Genomic DNA, 16,340 nt, shown 5'->3' with positions numbered 1-16,340 from the left:
GCGGAGGGCCGGGGAGGCGGACGCCGCTCCCCGGCCCTCCGTCCGGTCAGCCGTTGGTGATGCGCACCACCCCGGTGACGGTCCCCTGGTAGACCACGCCACCCGGGGCGATGGAGCCCACCATCTGGAGGGAGTCGAAGAGCGAACCGGTGCCGACGGACTTGGTGCGGACCGTTCTGCCGGTCGCCGGGTCGATCTCCGCGTAGGCGAAGTTGTCGAGGAGGGACGTGCTGTTGGTACCCGGGATGAGCGGGCTGCGCACGATGGTGTGGAGGAGACCGTCGGCCGTGGAGAGCCGGGGCACGGCCGAGGAGCGGATGCTGGTGTCCCACTTCAGGTCGCAGCCGGAACCGTCCGCCCGCACGTCGACCCTGCTGAAGCCGCCCGTGAAGTCGGCGGAGGCGGGGACGCTGGTGCCGGCGTTCTCCGGAAGCGCCGGGTAGGGATAGCCGTAGGTGCTGGCGACGAAGACCGAATTGCCCACGGCGACCGGTGAGTTCTCACTGCCGCTGCCCGATTTCAGCACCGGGACCGAGCAGACCTGGGCGCCCGTGTCGGTCCGGTACACGAGGAGGTTCTCGGTGGGCGAGGCGTTGTCCACGATGGTGACGTAGTCGGTGCCGGTGTTCGGGCCGAAGAACGTCGGGGTCGAACCGGTGCCCCAGCTCAGCTGGCCGGGCTTGCGGGCGGGCCCGCGGTCGTACGGCTGCCGCCAGGTGATGGTGGGCGTGCCGTCCGCGGCCGCGTTCAGCAGGTACGTGGCGTGGCTGGTGGCGACCGAGGTGCCCTCCGGCGCCGTCGAGATCGAGTTGTCGACGCGCTCCCCGGCGGGCAGGACCAGCGAGCGGACGGTGCCGGTGCGGTCGTCCGCCGTACCGACCACGCCACGGCCCGTGGCGAACCACACCCGGCCCTGCCAGTCCGGCGAGACCCCGGTGACGGCGTCGCCCTCCGGGACGGCCCCGGCCAGCGATAGCGAACTCGCCACGTAGAGCTCCCAGTTGCCCGAAGCGTTGCGGCGGTGGCCGATGCGGAGCAGGGTGCGGTTCCCGTCGACCGCCACGAGCCGGTCCTGGCCGTCGAGGTAGGCGTACACCCCGCCCAGCAGCGAGCCCTTGGCGATGGTGAGCGTCGTCAGCGAGTCGCCGGACGCGGGGTCGAGCAGATGCACCGTGGGCACCTGGCCGAAGATCGGCGTGCACAGGGCGACCGGGTAACCGTCGGAGCCGACCAGGATCGTGGGGCAGGCGGACTGGAGGGCGACCCGCTTCGAGGTCAGCGAACCGGCCCCCGGTCCGGGGAGCGGCGTGGCGTCGGACGATCCGGTGTCGCCGTGCATGGTCGCGGTGCCCTGAGGGCCGCTGTACGGGTTGTGCGGCGGCAACGGTGAGAACGCCGTCGCGGCCTGGGCCGGGAACGCGGCGGCCAGGGCGAAGAGGGCGGCGGCGCCCAGCACCGCGGCACGGGGGAACAGGGACGGACGAGGCACGGGGGAGTCCATTCGGGAGAGGACGGCAGGGGGGGTGGCCGGCACCGGCGGAGGGCGGCTGGGGACAGCGGACATCCGCGGGCGACCGGCGAAGGCTGACCGGCGGAAGGCACCGGCGGTCGGTTACCGAGGGAGGCAGCACCCGTCCGCCCGCGGAGCGGGACGCGACGGAGTGGTCCGGTGGTCGTCACTGCCAGGGTGCCGACGGGCCGGAGCCGCTGCGCGGCGGGCCGTCGGGGAGAAAGAACCCGGGGGCGGGGAGAGCGCCGCGGGACGGCGGAAGATCCCGCCGCGACCGGACCGGTGGGGTCAGCGACAGAGCGCGCTGGACTGCCTGCACTGGTCCACGTGGCGACGGGCCACGAGCAGGGCGGGCGTGTACCCGAGTTCCCCGAGGGTTGTCATGGTCATGGACCTTGGCAGTCCGTATCGCCGGGGGCAATGGGCGGTCCACATGGTGGACTCGCGGGTGCTCCCGTACCACGCCGATGCCCGGCAGGGTGACGAGCTCCCCTGCCGGGCATCGGGGCGGACCGGGTCGAACCGGAGCGGTTGCTCCGGACCGGTCAGGCGACGGCGCAGGCCGTGCCGCTGAGGTCGAAGGCGGTCGGCGCGGTGTTCGTGGACCCCCGGGTGCCGAGGAAGCCGAGGGTGACCGAGGAGCCGGCGGCGATCGCGGAGGTGTACGAGGCCGGGGCCACGCTCACCGCGCTTCCGCTCTGGGTGGGCGTGCCGCCCCACATGCTGCTGACGGTCTGGCCGTTGGCGAAGGAGAAGCCGAGCTTCCAGGCGTTGATGGCGGCGGTGCCGGTGTTGCGGACGGTGATCTCACCCTGGAATCCGCTCTGCCAGTCGCCGACCACGCGGTACGCGACCGAGCAGGCGGCCCCGGAGGAGCCGCCGCCGGTGGCGGTGGTGAGACTCACCGCGGCCGAGCGGGCCGAACGGTTTCCGGCCGCGTCGCGCGCGTAGACGGCGAAGGAGTACGCGGTGCCGGAGGTGAGGGAGCTGACCGTCACGCCGGTGGTGGTGGAGGAGGCGACCGCCGTCTCCGTGGTGCCGCTGACGCGCACGACGTCGTAGCTCTTCACGCCGACGTTGTCCGTCGAGGCGGCCCAGTTGAGGGTGGCGGAGGTGGACGTCACCGCTGAGGCGGTGGGGGTGCCGGGAGCGGTCGGGGCCTGGGTGTCGGCCGTCGCCTGGCCGAAGACGGTGGCCTCCTTCGAGGTCTGCGCGATGCCGTTGACGCCGTGGAAGATGCGCTCGCCCCAGGAGCTGAGCCGGGTCGGGTCGAAGTCGATGACCAGGTCCAGGATCGGGTCCGTGTTGCCGCTCCAGGACCAGGCCAGGTAACCGAGCTTCAGCTGCTGGGCGGTGGCCATCATGGTGTCCTCGTCCGGGTCGCCGTACTGGTCCGCCGGTCCTCCGAACTCTCCGATGAGAATGGGCAGTCCGGCATCCACGAAGGCGTGCAGGTAGTCGGTGACGGCCTGCGCGGTGTTGTAGACGCTGTACATGTGGATCGAGAAGATCAGGTTGCCGGTGGTGTCGGCGTTGTACACCGACTGGGCGTTGGCCCGCATGACGCCCTGCCAGTCCTGGCCCCAGTTGGGTGCGTCCACCATGATCGTGTGCTGGAAGCCCGCCGTCCTCAGCTTCTGGACGGCGCTGATGGTCGGTGCGGTCCAGCCGGCCGGATTGGTGTTGCCCCACGGCTCGTTGCCGATGTTGATGATGATGTAGCTCTCTTCACCGGCCAGCACGTCCTTCAGGCTGATCCAGTAGTCGGCCGCGTGGTCGAGGGTGCCCGCCGCGGAGTCCTCGCCGTAACCGGTGGTGTCGTGCACCTCCAGTACGCAGATGAGCCGGTTGGCCTTGCACTGGGCGACGATCCCGGCGACCTCGGCCGGACTGTTCTTCGTCCATCGGTACCCGTCGGAGAGTACGACGCGGACGGTGTTGGCGCCCGTCGCCTTGATGTCCGCCAACGACTGGGTCTCGCCCGGGTACCAGGTGTGCGCGTGGTTGACCCCGCGCATCACGAAGTCGTTGCCGTTGCCTTCCAGGAGACGGCCGTTACTGATGTGGAGCCCGGTGGTGGCCTCCGCCGACCGGGTCTGCGCCAGCGCTGTCGCCGGGGCCAGGGCGCCGACGAGGATGATCCCGAGGAGAGCGGTCAGCGCTCTCCTGAGGAGGGTGGTGGGGTGGGTTCGTGCCGTGCTTCTCGCTGTTCTCACTGCGGCTCCAGAGGATGGACGCGTCGAGCATCGGGCGATATGGGAGCGCTCCCACAAATGGGAGCGCTCCCATGAAGCCATTCTGTTGGGGGCACGTCAAGACATCGCGCAGGGTCGGAGTGATCAGGGGGCGATCCGGCTCACCAGGCCGGCGCGACCGACGGTGCCAAGCCGGTGACGATCGTCTCCGGCACCCTCGAACGCCAGTGGGTCGCCGAGGAGTTGGGAGACGAGAACCACGCGCTGCAACGGCGCGTCGAGGCCGCCTTCGACCCGCACGGAATCCTCAACCCGGGAAAGGCCGTCTGAGCGCGAGGGGAAGGAGGCGGCGGAGGCGGCGCGACGGGCCGGGACGCCGCCCCCGCCGAGCATCCGGGCGGCTCGGGACCGGCGTCCGAAACGGCTTGACCCTGACACGGTGACAAGGTCTTCACTGCTGTGTGAGGAGGTGGTCCCGATGACCACGACAACACCGGCCACGGACGCGGCACGAGCACTCCGGGCGCTGGAGGACAGCAGCCCGACCGTACGATTGCAGGCCGCTCTGGCCGTCGGCACGAGGCCCGACCCGTGTTTCGTCGGCAAGCTCGTCGAGCGTTGCGCGGTCGAGCCCGAGTTCTTCGTCCGCGACATGCTGACCTGGGCCCTCGTCCGACACCCGGTGAACCTGACACTCCCCGAGCTGCTCCGCGAAGTCCGCTCCGAGCGGGCGCAGGCGCGCAGCCAGGCGCTGCACACGCTGTCCAAGATCGGGGACCGGCGGGCGTGGCCGGAGATCACACCGGCCCTGCTGTCGGACGCCGACGACGAGGTGGCGCGCAGCGCGTGGCGGGCCGCGGTCGTGCTCGTACCGGAAGGCGAACAGCTCTCCCTGGCCACGGTGCTGGTGACACAGCTCGGACGCGGTGAGCGACCGACAAGGCTGAGTCTCAGCCAGGCGCTGGTCGCGCTGGGTGAGGCGATCGTGCCGGCCCTGGACACCGCGACGACGCACCCCGACCCGCGTGTGCGTACCCACGCGCTCGCCACCACAGCCCTGTTGCGCGAACCGGAGGCCGGATTCGAGTGCGCGATCGAGGAGGCCAAGCGCGTCGCGGCCCTGACCGGAGCCCCCGGGGCGGACGATGAGAACCGTGCTGATCGGTGAGGTGTCGAAAAGGTCCGGGGTCAGTTCCCGCATGCTCCGGCACTACGAATCGCTCGGCCTGGTACGGCCCTCGGGCCGTACGGGCTCCGGCTACCGGGAGTACTCCGCACAGGACATCCGGCGGATCTTCCACATCGAGAGCCTGAGGTCGCTGGGGTTGTCGCTGCGGGAGATCGGGCGCGCGCTCGACGATCCCGGGTTCACGCCCTCGGAGCTCGTGGACGACCTCGTCCGCCGGACCGGCGAGCGCATCGCGGCCGAGACCGAGCTGCTCACCCGGCTGCGCCGGATCGACGCCGCGGACCCCGCCGACTGGGAGGGCGTCCTCCAAGTCGTCGCGCTCCTCCAGGCGCTGGGGTCGCCGAGCGCCGACGCGCGCCAGCGCGCCGCGCTCTCCTCGGCCGACCGGGCTCCCGTGCCGGTGGAGGCCCTGGTCGAGGCGGTCCTGGGGGAGACGGACCCGTACGTCGCCGGTGCCCTGCGCTGGGCGCTGGCCCAGTCGGGTGCGGGCGGCACGGCGTTGCTGGCGAAGGGCCTCGGCTCACCGGTGGCGGCGGTGCGGAACCGTGCCGTGCGGTCCCTCGCCGAGATGCCCGGTGAGGAGGCGTCCGTCCACCTGCGGGAGGCCCTGGCACATCCCGACGAGGTGGTGCGCCGGTACGCGGCACTGGCGCTCGGGACACGTGGAGAGGTGGAGGCGATCACGACACTCCTCGACATGATCGTGGAGGGCGGCAACGACACCGACGCGGCCGACGCGTTGAGCGAGCTGGCGACCGACCCCGCAGCCGCTGACCGGATCGCGACGGGGCTTGTCGATCTCCTCGCCCGTGACACCACAGGCGCACCCGCACGCGGACGGCTGACCCAAGCACTGGCGGGCATCCCCGGGGCGACGGCGTCACGCGCCCTCGTGGAGCTCTCGCACGACGAGGAGCGCGCCGTCCGGCTGACCGCGGTCTACCTCCTCCGGCTGCGGGGCTGAGCGCACCGGCCGTCGCCGGGTCACGGTGCGGGACGACCAGGGCGTCTCCGTCGGGTCACGCTCCGGCGGCGTCCCCTTCCGCCTGCGGCCCGCGCCGTGATCATCGCCGCCAGCGGTTCCGCCGGCGGTCGCACGCAGACCGCTTCCGTCCCGCCCGCCGCGTCCGTCGTGAGGGTGCGGGTGCGGGTCGGGCGCGGGGCACCCGACCAGAGCCGGGGGCGCGGGACAAGCCTCCCCGCGTATCCACCTGCCGTGGAAAACGGGTTCGGCCGCCCGAGCGGTACGCCGTACGCTTCCGTCACCGGCAAGCGCACCGAGTGGCCGACGCGACAGGGGGCGGGGGATGGGCGTGAACGACGGCATCGGCGCCGGGGCGGCGCCCCTGCCGCCGGACTACGCATTCCGGCCGTACCGGGGTGCCGAGGACCACGGCGCGATGGCCGGCGTACGGCTGGGCTGCATGGCGCGGGACCGGGTGGACGCCCGCTCGGTCGTGGACGGTCTCCCGACGGCGGCCGAACTCGCCGCATCCTGCGCGGAACTGGTCGATCCGTCGCGGAACCAGCTTCTGGTGGAGTACGGCGGAAGCGTCATCGGGTACGCGACGATCAGGTGGTGGCAGGAGCGGGACGGGACATGGCTGTACCTGCACCGAGGTCATCTCCTTCCCGGCCATCGAGGCCGTGGGGTCGGCTCGGCCATGCTCGACTGGGCGGAAGCGCGGATCCGCCGGCTCGTGCGGCAGCACGGAACCGCGCCCACGGCCGTGTTCGGTGCGAACGCCGCGGCCTCGGAGCAGGACGCGACGGCGCTCCTGCTCGGAGCCGGATACCTGCGTGTGTTCAGCCTGGTGGAGCTGGAACTGGCCGACCTGCGTCAACTCCCAGGCAGCGGCCCGTTGCCGGCCGGCGTCCGTATCGGTGCCGTTGCCCGGAGCGACTACCGCGAGGCGTGGAAGACGGTCGTCGACTCGTACGCGGACGCGGCCTTCACCGAGAGCTGGACCTACGGGAGGTTCCTCGCCACGGCCGTCCCGGCCTGCTGGCGGGCCGCGCGGGACGGTGAGCGGATGGCAGGGGTCGCCCTGTGCTCCCTGCGCCGCCACGACCCCACCCTGGGCGAGGTCGAGGAGCTGAGCGTCCGCGCGGAGTCGAGGCGGCTGGGCCTCGGCCGTGCCCTCTTGCTCGACGGACTGCGGTGCCTTCGCGAACACGGCGCGCAGAGCGCCAGGTTGTACACCGGGACCGCCAATCCGTACCGGTCCTACGACCTCTACGAGAGCGTGGGATTCCGTCGCCTGAACGAGTACGTCCGCTACCGCAAGGCGGTCTCCGGCTGAACCGGCACGGGCGAGGGGCCGTCCGCCGACGACGGACCGTGGGCCCGGGTACCTACCGGTGACCGGTGTGGATCGCCTGGGCGGGGCCGGGCCACGACCGGCGATTGCCGCAGGGCCTCGGTGGACGCGTCGATCTGCGCGCGACGATGCCTGCTGCCCCGGCGGAGTACGAGGTGATCCCCGAAATCCAGCCCCTTCCACCACCCGATGTGTTGGACGGGCGGTCCGGACGGCAGCGCCCCACGCGGAAGGACATCTCCAGGGCCGAGCACGGGCGACCCCGGCTCTCCCCCTCCCACCAGGAGGGAAATGAAATCCGCCGACCGCCGGTCCGCCCGTGAAACCGATCAGCTCCGAGCGATACTCAGGCCGCAGGTGCGGGGCCTGTCGAACAATTGTGTCGAGGAATCCGGCTGGGTCGACCTAAGGGCTGTCCCGCAATTCCTGGCGGGTGCGCGACGACAGCTACGGCACCTCGCCGCGTTGTCGGAACGTCCACATACATCCAGTATGCGGACGCCCCTCCGCCTTGCGATGCACCGCATCTGACGCCGCGCACTGATCCACCACGAATTGCGGGACAGCCCTTAACTTAAAGTTAGGGTCAGCGCCATGGTCTCCATGAAGCTCTTCGACTCCGAGCGCCGCGTCATCGAGGCTGCGGAACGGCTCGCTGCCGCCCTCGGAAGCTACCCGAACCACACTGTGGCCGCAGCGGCGATGGACACGGCCGGCAGGATCCATGAGGCGGTCAACGTCTACCACTTCACCGGCGGGCCGTGCGCCGAACTCGTCGTACTCGGTGTCGCCGCAGCGGCGGGAGCCGGCCCGCTCGTCACCATCGCCGCCGCGGGAGATCAGGGTCGCGGCCTCATCCCGCCGTGCGGCCGCTGCCGCCAAGTGCTTCTCGACCTTCATCCCGATGTGTTCGTCGCCGTACCGACCGACGACGGGCCGACACTGCGGCCGGTTCGGAAGCTACTGCCGGACACCTATTTCTTCCCCGATGCGGATGCGCGACGCATGGTGCGGTTCAACAAGCGCTACTACGAGGCCATTGCCACCGCGGGGAAGACCTCCACCGTCCGCTACGACGATCCGATCGCCCTGGGTTCCGCGATCTTCCTGTTCGAGGACGACGAAGCCCACCGCACGTTGGACGGCACCGTCACCGGCGTCGAACGCCACCGGCTCGATCGCCTCACCGCCGAACAGGCCCGGCTCGATGGCGACACCAGCATCGACGAGCTCAGGAGTGGCCTCCAGGGCCACTACCCCGGCTTGCCCTCCGATGCTGAGATCGAAAGCGTGACGTTCACCGCCGAAGCGCCGGACGCTCTGCAGTGATGCCGCCGTCTGTCCGATACTGATGCGTCGCTCGCGGGGGTACTCCGAGCAGGATGATCTCGGAGCCGGCGCCATGCGCTGCGTGTTTCGCCCGCGAGGGCGTCGACGCGGTTGGCGTACTCGTGACGGGACTTGCGCTGTGAAACCGGAAGGACGGGAGTGGGGAGTGAAGAGCGGAGCCCCCGGTCCGCGAAGGTCGTGGAACCGGTCGGACGGCACTGAACATCGTGATCAATCAAAAAATGTCGTCAGGATTCCGCAGAGTCGGTGGTGCCGAATCCGCCACAGGGTACGGGTGTTCACATGCAGGGTTTCAAAGGTTCGAGCAAATCTTCCAGACGCATCCTGCGCCGCCGCTCATGGGTGGTGATGAACTGGCTCGCCATTGTCACGCTCTGGGGGATGTACTCCTTGGCCCTGTCGGTATTCCTGGACGGCGAGAATTACTCGGACGTTTTCTTTTTGGCGGCTGCGATCGCTGCAGTAACAGCTCTCGTACGCAGAATCTGCAGCTGTAGGGTGGTATTGCGTGCCGGAGAGATTGCGGTGGAAAATCCTGTATTCACCTTTCGGGTCCCTTCTGGGATTGTTCAAAGCGTAGAGACTTCACCTTCGGGTGGAGTGACGATCCAGACTCCGTGTGAATCTGTTGAGGTCTTCGCATTCGGCGGCTCGCTCGTAGATTACATATTCGGAACGCGCGAAAAAGCGGCCTCGGCGATGCGGGAGAGATTGAGGTCCGGCCGAAAGAGGGGGAGTGGTGAGCAGATGTCGACCACGACACGGCATGTACGCCACTGCTGGTCGGCCGACATCCTGCTCATCCTGGCCGCGGCATGTGCCTCGGCCGGTGCCGTGGTGAAGCTCGGCTGAACGACGTCGCATCTCTGTGTCGTGGAAGGTGCCGCGGCGAGCGATGGCCGGCACGATCCGTCGCCGGCGGATGCGGTCGCGTCGGCCGGCCGTACTTCGTCCGGGCGCTGCCAGACGTCGGACGGCTTCGTTCCAGTCCCGCAGCCGCAGCCGCAGCCGCAGCCGCAGCCGCAGCCGCAGCCGCAGCCGCAGCCGCAGCCGCAGCCGCAGCCGCAGCCGCAGCCGCCGCCAAGGTCGGCAAGCGCCACGGAACACCGGTACGGACCCGGAACCGCATGCCTTCGATCAGCTTCCGCCGAGGCCGGACGCTCCGACGACGCGGCGGGGTGCCGTAGCTGTCGGCGCGCGAACCCACCATGGATTGCGGGATGGGGCGGCCCTTGGGTTGGCGGTTGTCCCAGCCGGTTCCGGTGTTCCCTGAGCGATCCGGCGTGTTTGGCGGTTTTCTCGGGATTGCCCCGGAGAGCCCGCCGGGAGTCCCCGCGGGGCGCGGGGAGGACTTCCGGCGGGGCTCTCCCCGCTTCCTCACTGTGCGGCGTCCGCCGCCTCCTCCCGCTCGGGCCCCGGGGGCATGAGGCGCCACACGGTCCCTTCCTCGTTGGCCGACAGCAGCAAGGCGCCTGAGGGGTCCGCGGCGAGTCCGGCGAACGACTTCGGCACTCCGGGCATCCCGTGGGAGAACAGCGCCCGAGGTGTCCCCGGGGCGTCCAGGGACGGTACGACCGGCAGGTCCTCGGCGTCCGTCCGGGTCTCCCCGGTCGTGAGCGAGACGGCGACCAGCCGTCGCGTACCCGTCTCGACCGTGAAGACCTCGGCCCCGAGGACCGCCAGCCCCTGGGGCCGGTCGAGACCGTCAGCGAGCACACGCGGGCCGTCCTCGTCCACGCGGAGGACGGCACCGAGCGCCTCGTCGCTCACGTAGCAGGTGCCGTCCGCGTCCAGGGCCACGTCGACCGGCCCCGGGAGTCCTCCGGCGAACACCCCCACGACGTCGTTCTCATCGATCGTCAGGATCCGGCCGCGGTCGGCCTCGACGACGAACAGCAGACCGTCCCGGTGTGCTGCGATCCCCAGCGGCCTGGCCAGACCGGTGGCCCGGACCCGGGTGGTACCGGTCCCGGGGTCGTAGGTGGCGACTTCTCCGTACTGCGAGGTGGTGTGCAGCAGTGTGCCGTCGGACGCGATGCCGTGGGCGAACGTGCGCAGCACCGTCGAGGCGTCGGCAGCCGTCCGCGGTTCGGCGCCCTTCCGCGACGGGCCCTCGGGTGCGGTCAGCCGGTAGTGGTCCGCGGTGAAGACCGTGCTCCCCAGGCCCGTCACCCCGTAGGGGCCCACCAGCCCTCGCCTGACGACGTCGCGGGTCCGGCCGTCCGGGTGCAGTTCGCTGACACCGCCACCGGCGTAGCTGGAGACGAACATGCGGTTCTCCGCGTCGAACGCCGCATTGTCGAGCCCCACCAGGCCGGAGGTGACGAGGGAGCGGGACCCCGTCCCGTGGAGGTCGATACGCGTGACGAAGCCGGCCACGCCCCGGGAGAGCACGTGCAGGACGCCACCCCGGTCGAAGCGGACCGCGACGGGCTCGTGCACGTCCCGTGCGACCCTCTCCGGTACGCCCCCGTCGGGCGGAACCCGCCAGACCTCGCCGGTCATCATGTGCGGGTAGTAGAGGCAGCCGTCCGGACCGGTCTGCATCGCGTTGCCCATGGCGAGGCCCTCCGCCAGAACCACCGGTTCCCGGCCGTCCGTGAAGAGCTCGACCAGTCGGCCGCCCATCCTCATCTCGTTGACGAAGAGGCGGTCGCCGACGCAGGTGATGCCGTTGGGGAGCACCACCTGGTCCGAGACGACGGAGTACGCGCCGAGCGGGTCGCGGCGCCAGACGATGCCGGGCACGAGATCGGCGACGTACATCGATCCGTCGGCCCCGAAGGCGAGGTCGTCGGGGGACCGCACCGGGCAGTCCTCCGGTGTCACCGCGTCGATGTCGCCGCTCGCGAGGTCCACCGCGCTGATTGCGCCCAGCAGGTACTGGGCGACGTACAGCCGCCCGTCCGGACCGAACGCGACACCGTTCGAACCGCGCAGCGGATTGGGGTCGTTGAGGCGCTCGGCCCGCCGTCGGCGCCGCTCGGACGGCTCCGGCCCGGCCGGGAGCCGCCCAGGCCCCCCGGGCGTCCCCGCCGCCGGCTCGGCACCGATGCCGGTGCGCCGCTGCCTCACGCCCGGTCCTGACCGGCCTCGGCCAGCACCTCGTCCAGGCCGTCGCCCTCGCGCCATTCCCGCAGGAGCGAGTGGAACGCGACCGGCCCGTCCCCGAACGACTGGCCACGCTTCCTCGGGTTGCCCTCGTTGTTGTAGTAGCCGGGGGTGCACTCCGCCTGGAAGGCGTGCAGATCCGCCGCCTTCTCCCGGATGGTGGCGACCCAGGCGCTCTCCGCCTCCGCCGTGGGCTCCACGTACGCGGCCCGGCGGTCACGTGCGGCGGCGACGACCTCGGCCACGTGGCTCGCCTGTTCGTCCAGCACGTGCGTGTAGTTGACGGAACTGGCGTTCTGCAGCGGGCCGAGCTGGAAGAGGTTCGGGAAGCCGTGGCTGTAGAAGCCGTGCAGGGTCCTGGGGCCCTGCTGCCAGGCCTCCTTCAGGGTGATCCCACCCCGGCCCGTGACCGGCAGGCTGCCCGTGAGGACGCCGGAGGCGCCGACCTCGAACCCGGTGGAGAAGATGACGCAGTCGACCTCGTAGGCGGTCCCGCCGACCACGACGGCGTTTTCGGTGATCTCCTCCACCCCGTGGCTGTCCGCGGTGTCGACCAGGGTGACGTTGGGGCGGTTGAACGTCTGCAGGTAGTGATCGCTGAAGGTGGGGCGTTTGCACATGTAGCGGTACCACGGCTTGAGCAGTTCGGCGGTCCGCGGGTCGTCCACCACCGACTCCACCCGTGCGCGGATCTCGTCCATCTTCCGGAAGTCGGCCAGCTCGTAAGCCTGTTCGCGCTCCTCGCTCGAAAGGTCCTGGTATCCGTCGCTCGGGATCAGCTTCTGCTGCAGGCGCGCGGTACTGGTCCAGCCGTCGTCCACGAGATCCTCGTCCACCTGCCCGCCGGTGACGAGCGCGAGGAAGTTGTCCCGGCGGCGGCGCTGCCAGCCGGGCTCCAGCGCGGCGGCCCACGCCGGGTCGGTGGGACGGTTGCCGCGGACGTCGACGGAGGAGGGAGTGCGCTGGAACACGTACAAGTGCTCTGCGTCCGCGCCGAGATGGGGCACGCACTGGATGGCGGTGGCGCCCGTGCCGACGAGGGCGACACGCTTGTCCGCGAGTGCGCTCAGGCCGCCGTCCGCGCTGCCGCCGGTGTAGGCGTAGTCCCACCGGCTGGTGTGGAACGTGTGCCCGGCGAACTTCTCGATCCCGGGGATGCCGGGGAGCTTCGCCTCGCTCAGCGTGCCCTGGGCCGTGACCACGTACCGGGCGAGCACCTGGTCTCCGCGATCGGTGCCGACGAGCCACGCGGACTCCTCCTCGATCCAGCGCAGGCCGGTGACGCTGGTCCGGAAGAGCGCGTCGCGGTAGAGGCCGAAGGTCCGGCCGATCGCCCGTGCGTGCTGACGGATCTCCTCGCCCGGCGCGTACCTCCAACGAGGGACGTAACCGACCTCCTCCAGCAGCGGCAGATAGATGTACGACTCGATGTCGCAGTGGATCCCCGGGTAGCGGTTCCAGTACCAGGTGCCGCCGAAGTCCGCGCCGCGCTCGATCACCCGGATCGAGCCGACGCCCGCCTGGCGGAGGCGGGCCCCCGCGAGGAGTCCGCCGAAGCCGCCGCCGACGATCGCCACGTCGACGGTGTCGTGGTGCGGCTCCCGTACGAAGTCCCCTTGCGCGTGCGGGTCTTCCCGGTAGTAGCCGAAACTTCCGGTGGTCGGCCGGTACTGCTGCGCACCGTCGGTCCTGATCCGCCGCTCACGCTCGGCCCGGTAGCGGGCCCGGACCCGGTCGAGGTCGAGCGCGGAGTCGGGGCCGTGCTCGTACGACCTCCTGCCGGAGGGGCCGACGGAGGGTGCCGCGGAGGAATGGGGGGAGGGCATGCGTTCTCCTTGCGTCGTTCGGATGCTTGTCGGCGGGACGCCGCATCCCGGCCGGTGCGCAGCGGCTTCCGCGGCCCGATGCCTGTACGACTCCGATGGCGGTGTGCGTGCGTCGCGGCGGAGCGGACGGCAGCCGCCCGCTCGGCGGGGAAGGGCCGGCCGACGGGTCTCTCGTAGGCCCCCGCTCCCCTGCCGCGCCTCGCCGGGCGTCTTCTTCGCGCGCCGGCCCGACGCGCCGCCGGGGCGGAACCGGGCCGCGGGCCAGGCCCGGCCCAGGACAGGGGGCGTCCATGACGAGACTCCTCGCGTGGGGTGGGGGAGCGACGGAGTGATGCGATGCGGCGCTATGCATGATACATGCGATGTGTGTAATGCACGAGGATGGTCGGCCCTTCAACTTCCTTACGGGGAGGGCGAACCGGGAGGGGATGGGCCGATCAGGGGCGGGGTGCGCGCATGTGGATCAAGGCCGCCATCCGTTCAGGTACATACCATCCCCTGCGGCTTTTGGGTGTGTGCAAAAAGGGTGATTATGCGGTGAAAGCACCACTCGTTACGACCCACAAAGGGAGTACACATGCTTCGCCGTATCGCGATCACGGTGGCCACCGTCGCCGCTGCCGGGCTGATGGCCGCAGGTCCTGCCGCAGCTCACGACAACGACAAGGGCGGCGAGTCCGTCGAGGTCGCCGCGGGCTACTTCCAGGCCGAGGCCTCTCGTGACAGCGCCGAGTACCTCAACCTCGGTGGCCCGTACGGAATCACGTACGCCAACGAGGAGCACGAGGCCGCCTCGCTCGAGGGTGGCTTCCTCTGGGCTCAGTACCTGAACAACAACTGACCCATTCCGCCTGGTGCGGGGCCCGCTTCCCTGACGGGGGAGCGGGCCCCGTCCGCGTTCACGGAGAGGTCGTGAGCCGGGCGGCAGCCCGGACAGGGCGGCCCGGCGGGCAAAGGGAGAGGCGTGGGGAATGACCGTTTGCCGGGTTCGCCGCGCCGCACCGGCCTGGCCGTCCGGCCTGTTCCGCCCCGGCCGGTCGGCGGTCCGGCCGGCGGACGGAGGAGCCCGGGGCGGCGCACGCTCGCGGGGCCGGGAGTGCCTGGTCGCGGCGGGGTGGGAGGCCCTCCGCGCCCGGCCGGCCCCGGCGGTGGCCGAACACGTCGCACGGGTGGCGGAGCTGTTCGCCGGCCCGCGGCCCCGCCAGGCGTCCATCTGGGCGGGCACGGCCCGCGGTTCGTACGATCCGGAGGCCTTTGGCGGGGTCCTGCGCGGGGAACACCGGACGCGCCCCGCCGACTGACCGCCGGGCCGCGGTTCGGGGCATGCCCGCCCGCGGCCCGGCAGTGAGCGCCCGGCCTACTTCGTGGTGCGCCTGGTGTTCGCCGTCTTGCGCGCCGGGACGCGCTTCGTGGTGCCGGTGCTGCGGGCGGCCTGCTTCTCGGTGGCCTTGCCGCCGGTGCTGAGCGTGCCGGAGCTGGTTTCGAGGTGGGCGCGGACGAACCACTGGAACTGCTCCAGCCCGCGCAGATGCTCGATCAGGAGGTCCTCGGTGACCGGGTCGATGGCGCCGACACGTTCCACCGCCTTCCGGTGGCTCTCGATGATGCCGGTGTAGACCAGGTCCAGGGCGGCGAGATGGGAGATCGCGTCGGCCCGGCCGATGCTGTAGTCGTCCCAGGTGCGCTCGGCCACGAGGACACCCGGCGTGCCCTGCGGCTCGCCCCCGAGGGCGGAGATGCGCTCGGCCGCCGAGTCCGCCATCTCGCGGACGGCGACGGTCTGCGGGTCGAGCATCTCGTGGACCGCGATGAAGTGCGGGCCCACCACGTTCCAGTGGATGTGCTTGAGGGTGAGGGCCAGGTCGTTGAGCGCGTGCAGACGCAGCTTCAGCGCGTCGATCACCTCGGCCCCCTCCTTGGTGGAGAGGCCGGGGACGGTGTACTGGGGGGAAGGGGTCTTGGGGGGCATGTCGCTCCTGGTCGTGTGAGGGTCTACCGGGTCAGGCCGTGTCCGGCGGTTCGCTTCGGATCGGCGGGTGGCGCCCGGTGCGGTGCACCGCAGGGCGGAGGGTCACCTCTGTACTGGATGTACGCGGGTGGCCCGGCGACGCCGCGAGGTGCCGTGCCGGAGACCGCCCGCTCGGCGGAATCGGTCCGGGCACGGCGAGGGCGTGTGCCGAAAGGCCCGCCTGTCCGGCGACGCCCTGCACGCACGCGCGCCGCATTGTCGGGACCACCCCCGATACATCCAGCACCGGGGCGGCCCTCCGCCTCGCGATCGCACGCACCGGCCGCCGCCGGACCCGCCCTCCGGGCGGACGGCGCCACTTTCGAAACACGCTCCTAGGCCTGCCCCCGCTTGCCCGGACCCCACTCCCGTGACGGCGCCGTGCCACTGGACTGGTCCCGCGTCAGGTACCGGTCGGCCCACCGGACCCCGAGCCGACCGGCGGTGCGGGGTCGCGCGGGAGCCGTAGCGGTCGGGCCGAGGGGTGACCCTCAACGTCGGCGGGCGGACCAGCCGGCGCCTATCCCCGCCACATGCAGGGCAAGGGCGAGCAGGCCGAGCAGCATGACGTTTCCGGACGAGAAGACATCGTTCGTGGTGATGTCCGCGGCGTTGATCAGGAAGGAGATGAAGAACAGGACCGCTGCGACGATGGCGAGCATGGAAGGGTTCCTCTCGGAAGGAGACGGCCTTCTGGGGCCGTGTCCGCGGAATCCCGCCGCGTCCGGGGCGGGACATGACGTCCAGTACCCCCGAACACCGCGCTCAGACGGGCCACTTCACCGCTCGTGTCGCGGCGGGGCGGCCGGGTGGTGTCCGGCCGGTCGAAG

General features: G+C 71.1%; 14 protein-coding genes. 7 read left to right on the top strand and 7 right to left on the bottom strand.

Going from position 1 to position 16,340, the window contains the following annotated elements; translation table 11 throughout:
• Window positions 1–46: 46 nt before the first annotated feature.
• From ACFZAX_RS25535 to ACFZAX_RS25525, 3 genes are all read right to left on the bottom strand, one after another.
• Window positions 47–1,501, bottom strand: coding sequence for a hypothetical protein (locus ACFZAX_RS25535; protein WP_390964473.1), 1,455 nt, complete (start codon window positions 1,499–1,501; stop codon window positions 47–49).
• Window positions 1,502–1,798: 297 nt separating this feature from the next.
• Window positions 1,799–1,900 (bottom strand): putative leader peptide, encoded by a 102-nt coding sequence (locus ACFZAX_RS25530; protein WP_390964472.1) that lies wholly within the window; start codon window positions 1,898–1,900, stop codon window positions 1,799–1,801.
• 155 nt (window positions 1,901–2,055) lie between these two features.
• The gene (locus ACFZAX_RS25525; RefSeq protein WP_390964470.1) at window positions 2,056–3,726 is read right to left on the bottom strand and encodes a cellulase family glycosylhydrolase; all 1,671 of its coding nucleotides are present in this window, start codon (window positions 3,724–3,726) and stop codon (window positions 2,056–2,058) included.
• 174 nt (window positions 3,727–3,900) lie between these two features.
• On the opposite strand from ACFZAX_RS25525, the gene ACFZAX_RS25520 reads away from it, so the two are divergent.
• The 6 genes from ACFZAX_RS25520 to ACFZAX_RS25495 all read left to right on the top strand — a co-directional run bounded on the left by ACFZAX_RS25520 (window position 3,901) and on the right by ACFZAX_RS25495 (window position 9,417).
• Window positions 3,901–4,035, top strand: a complete 135-nt coding sequence (locus tag ACFZAX_RS25520) for an FAD-linked oxidase C-terminal domain-containing protein (RefSeq protein ID WP_390964469.1) — start codon at window positions 3,901–3,903, stop codon at window positions 4,033–4,035.
• 148 nt (window positions 4,036–4,183) lie between these two features.
• Window positions 4,184–4,873, top strand: coding sequence for a HEAT repeat domain-containing protein (locus tag ACFZAX_RS25515; RefSeq protein WP_390964468.1), 690 nt, complete (start codon window positions 4,184–4,186; stop codon window positions 4,871–4,873).
• Window positions 4,860–5,858: a MerR family transcriptional regulator gene (locus tag ACFZAX_RS25510; protein ID WP_390964467.1), complete on the top strand. Its 999-nt coding sequence runs from the start codon at window positions 4,860–4,862 to the stop codon at window positions 5,856–5,858. The genes ACFZAX_RS25515 and ACFZAX_RS25510 overlap by 14 nt, the downstream gene beginning before the upstream one ends.
• Window positions 5,859–6,201: 343 nt before the next feature.
• Window positions 6,202–7,197 (top strand): GNAT family N-acetyltransferase, encoded by a 996-nt coding sequence (locus tag ACFZAX_RS25505; RefSeq protein ID WP_390964466.1) that lies wholly within the window; start codon window positions 6,202–6,204, stop codon window positions 7,195–7,197.
• A gap of 612 nt (window positions 7,198–7,809) precedes the next feature.
• Window positions 7,810–8,544 (top strand): ASCH domain-containing protein, encoded by a 735-nt coding sequence (locus ACFZAX_RS25500; protein WP_390964465.1) that lies wholly within the window; start codon window positions 7,810–7,812, stop codon window positions 8,542–8,544.
• A gap of 303 nt (window positions 8,545–8,847) precedes the next feature.
• Window positions 8,848–9,417, top strand: a complete 570-nt coding sequence (locus ACFZAX_RS25495; RefSeq protein ID WP_390964464.1) for a hypothetical protein — start codon at window positions 8,848–8,850, stop codon at window positions 9,415–9,417.
• A 525-nt stretch (window positions 9,418–9,942) separates the two neighbouring features.
• Here the strand turns inward: ACFZAX_RS25495 and ACFZAX_RS25490 are convergent.
• Both ACFZAX_RS25490 and ACFZAX_RS25485 read right to left on the bottom strand, forming a co-directional pair.
• Window positions 9,943–11,697, bottom strand: coding sequence for a PQQ-binding-like beta-propeller repeat protein (locus ACFZAX_RS25490; RefSeq protein ID WP_390964462.1), 1,755 nt, complete (start codon window positions 11,695–11,697; stop codon window positions 9,943–9,945).
• Window positions 11,637–13,502 (bottom strand): FAD-dependent oxidoreductase, encoded by a 1,866-nt coding sequence (locus tag ACFZAX_RS25485; protein ID WP_390964461.1) that lies wholly within the window; start codon window positions 13,500–13,502, stop codon window positions 11,637–11,639. The genes ACFZAX_RS25490 and ACFZAX_RS25485 overlap by 61 nt, the downstream gene beginning before the upstream one ends.
• 577 nt (window positions 13,503–14,079) lie before the next feature.
• Between ACFZAX_RS25485 and ACFZAX_RS25480 the strand changes: the two genes are divergently transcribed.
• Window positions 14,080–14,343 carry a hypothetical protein gene (locus ACFZAX_RS25480; RefSeq protein WP_390964460.1) on the top strand — a complete coding sequence of 88 codons (264 nt, stop codon included), beginning with the start codon at window positions 14,080–14,082 and terminating at the stop codon, window positions 14,341–14,343.
• Between the two features lie 516 nt (window positions 14,344–14,859).
• Here the strand turns inward: ACFZAX_RS25480 and ACFZAX_RS25475 are convergent.
• Window positions 14,860–15,471, bottom strand: a complete 612-nt coding sequence (locus ACFZAX_RS25475) for a ferritin-like domain-containing protein (RefSeq protein ID WP_390964459.1) — start codon at window positions 15,469–15,471, stop codon at window positions 14,860–14,862.
• A 530-nt stretch (window positions 15,472–16,001) separates the two neighbouring features.
• Window positions 16,002–16,172, bottom strand: a complete 171-nt coding sequence (locus ACFZAX_RS25470; protein ID WP_327174161.1) for a hypothetical protein — start codon at window positions 16,170–16,172, stop codon at window positions 16,002–16,004.
• Window positions 16,173–16,340 lie beyond the last annotated feature (168 nt).

It is taken from the genome of Streptomyces sp. NPDC008125, assembly GCF_042957125.1.
Lineage (GTDB): Bacteria > Actinomycetota > Actinomycetes > Streptomycetales > Streptomycetaceae > Streptomyces.
This window is presented reverse-complemented; position numbering and strand designations above follow the sequence as displayed.

Excerpts from the sequence above, each read along its gene's own strand:
- ACFZAX_RS25535 (WP_390964473.1), bottom strand. The coding sequence starts at position 1,501 with ATGGACTCCCCCGTGCCTCGTCCGTCCCTGTTCCCCCGTGCCGCGGTG.
- ACFZAX_RS25530 (WP_390964472.1), bottom strand. The coding sequence starts at position 1,900 with ATGACCATGACAACCCTCGGGGAACTCGGGTACACGCCCGCCCTGCTC.
- ACFZAX_RS25515 (WP_390964468.1), top strand. The coding sequence starts at position 4,184 with ATGACCACGACAACACCGGCCACGGACGCGGCACGAGCACTCCGGGCG.
- ACFZAX_RS25505 (WP_390964466.1), top strand. The coding sequence starts at position 6,202 with ATGGGCGTGAACGACGGCATCGGCGCCGGGGCGGCGCCCCTGCCGCCG.
- ACFZAX_RS25500 (WP_390964465.1), top strand. The coding sequence starts at position 7,810 with ATGGTCTCCATGAAGCTCTTCGACTCCGAGCGCCGCGTCATCGAGGCT.
- ACFZAX_RS25495 (WP_390964464.1), top strand. The coding sequence starts at position 8,848 with ATGCAGGGTTTCAAAGGTTCGAGCAAATCTTCCAGACGCATCCTGCGC.
- ACFZAX_RS25490 (WP_390964462.1), bottom strand. The coding sequence starts at position 11,697 with ATGGCGCGAGGGCGACGGCCTGGACGAGGTGCTGGCCGAGGCCGGTCA.
- ACFZAX_RS25485 (WP_390964461.1), bottom strand. The coding sequence starts at position 13,502 with ATGCCCTCCCCCCATTCCTCCGCGGCACCCTCCGTCGGCCCCTCCGGC.
- ACFZAX_RS25480 (WP_390964460.1), top strand. The coding sequence starts at position 14,080 with ATGCTTCGCCGTATCGCGATCACGGTGGCCACCGTCGCCGCTGCCGGG.
- ACFZAX_RS25475 (WP_390964459.1), bottom strand. The coding sequence starts at position 15,471 with ATGCCCCCCAAGACCCCTTCCCCCCAGTACACCGTCCCCGGCCTCTCC.
- ACFZAX_RS25470 (WP_327174161.1), bottom strand. The coding sequence starts at position 16,172 with ATGCTCGCCATCGTCGCAGCGGTCCTGTTCTTCATCTCCTTCCTGATC.